This window comes from Pseudoalteromonas sp. APC 3893, from assembly GCF_030408095.1.
Classification (GTDB): Bacteria; Pseudomonadota; Gammaproteobacteria; order Enterobacterales; family Alteromonadaceae; genus Pseudoalteromonas.
Genome location: NZ_JASDCD010000062.1, coordinates 1 through 1,851, shown reverse-complemented (window position 1 = coordinate 1,851; position 1,851 = coordinate 1). Strand labels below are relative to the sequence as shown.

The following is a 1,851-nucleotide window of genomic DNA, read 5'->3' as shown; positions in this document are numbered from 1 at the left end:
GCGTGCAAAGCGACGGCAGTTGGTCAGTGGAAGTACCCAACGCCTTAGCGCAAGGTGATTACACGACGGAGGTTGTGATCAGTGATGGCGCAGGGAATGAAACACAGGTGATCTTAACAGGTAATATAGATACCAGTGTGCCCGTGGTCACGGTGAATAATAATGGCTTAGGCAATGACGAAAGCCCAGTTATTAGTGGAACATCAACGGAGCCTGTTGGCACCCAAGTGAGTATCACGATTGTGGATGCCAATGGCGATACGCAGACTCTCACAGCCCAAGTCCAAGCGGGCGGTGGCTGGCAAGTGGCCGCGGCTAACTTACCGGATGGGGATTACAGCTACAGCGCGAGCATCACTGATGCCGCGGGCAACACCGGCAGTGCAGCGGGGGTCGGGGAAATCGATACCCTTGCACCAGAGCTAACAATTACCCATTTAGGCACTGTTAACGATGACACGCCGACCATTTCAGGCACGTCATCAGAGCCAGCAGGCACGGTCATCACCGTCACGCTGACCGACAGCAGCGGTGTTGAGACTGAGCTAAGTGCAAGCGTGGATGACAACGGTGATTGGTCTGTGCAAAGTCCTACGTTAGCGGATAGCGATTACAGTGTCAGTGCCAGCGTAACGGATGAGGCTGGTAATACCACAACTGCAGATAATAGCTTTACATTAAACACGAATGCGCCGAGCATTTCGATTGATACGATAGCAGATACAAATGATACCACACCGACTATTACAGGTACCACAGATGCTGCTGATGGCACCATGATTAATATTGTTATTGATGATGGCATCAATCCAGTTCAAACATTGACAGCCCAAGTTGCATCAGGTGTTTGGTCAGTTACAGCAAGTCAGATACTTGCTGAAGGTAATTTTACAGTCACAGCTTCAATTACTGTTGCAGGAAATACAGGGGTTGATACTGCGCAAGGCACGATTGATACGGTTGCACCAACAATTGAGATAAACACCTTGGCTGCGAGTAATGACACAACACCAACAATAAACGGTACTTCTGATGCTGCGCCTGGCAGCCAAGTTAAAGTTATAATTACTGATGCCAATGGTATTGAACAAACGGTTATGACAAGTGTTTCAGCAAGTGGTAGTTGGTCGATAGCTGCTTCAGCGGTACTAGCAGAGGGCACGTATTCAGTACGCGCAGAAGTGACGGATGCAGCGGGTAATATTGGTATTGATACTGATAATGGAGGCGTGATCGATACGCAGGCACCGAGCTTTAATATCAGTCCACTTAGTCCCACGAACGACACAAACCCGACGATCTCAGGGACCAGCGATGAGCTCGGTGCAACAGTGACTTTAACTGTTACAGATGCAAATGGTGATGAACAAACTTTAATAGCTACAGTGTTAGGTGATGGTTCTTGGTCAGTTGAAGTACCTACAGCGCTCGCTGAAGGTAGCTTTGAAGTTACAGCGAGTGTGACTGATGATGCAGGTAATACGAGCAGTGATACTGAAACAGGCGGGGTAATTGACACTATCGCACCGACGGTGAGCATTGACGCGCCAGAATTAACGAACGACAACACGCCGCTGGTAACGGGCACATCAGACTTAGCCAACAGCGATATTATCGTGACCTTCACTGACAGCAATGGCAGTCACAGTGTGACGGTGCAAACGGATGACAATGGTCAATGGCAGGCAGAAGCCAGCCAAGCATTAGCGGATGGCAACTACAGTGTCAGTGTCAGTCTCAGTGATGCCGCAGGGAATACTGGCACCGCCAGTGATAGTGGGGTTGTTGATACTATTCCACCGGCACTTGCGTTTACGCCAACCTTCTTGTTAGGTCAAGTTGTGACATTAT

The 1,851-nt window shown here is 49.3% G+C and carries 1 protein-coding gene; it reads left to right on the top strand.

What is annotated here, in order from left to right:
- The coding region (locus QMA12_RS21950; RefSeq protein ID WP_290295316.1) for an Ig-like domain-containing protein at positions 1-1,851 on the top strand (1,851 nt) is incomplete at both ends.